The following is a 258-nucleotide window of genomic DNA, read 5'->3' as shown; positions in this document are numbered from 1 at the left end:
CAAACGCCGCCCGTGATCGTCAACATTCGCGCGGACGGCAACATGAGCGTCAAGTACAAGGACGACGCGGGCGCGCAGCAGCAGGAGGACATGACGAAAGCCGGGCTTAACGGCTTCATCGCCGACCGCGCGCAGTCGCATCCCGATCAGCCTGTCGTGATCGCCGCCGACAAGACCGTGAAGTATGAAGTCGTGATGAATGTGATGTCGGAGCTCAAGGCTCGCGGCGTCAAACGCGTTGGATTGCTCGTCAAATCG

Annotated in this window: 1 protein-coding gene; it reads left to right on the top strand. The window is 60.5% G+C overall.

Annotated features, from left to right (window positions below; all coding sequences use genetic code 11):
• A partial coding sequence (locus R0J92_RS24325) for an ExbD/TolR family protein (RefSeq protein WP_411053571.1) occupies positions 1-258 on the top strand: 258 nt, incomplete at both ends.

Origin of the sequence: Tritonibacter sp. SIMBA_163 (genome assembly GCF_046535935.1) — a bacterium.
Classification (GTDB): Bacteria; Pseudomonadota; Alphaproteobacteria; order Rhodobacterales; family Rhodobacteraceae; genus Epibacterium; species Epibacterium scottomollicae.
The sequence above is the reverse complement of the archived record's forward strand: the minus strand, read 5'-3'. Positions and strand labels throughout refer to the sequence as shown.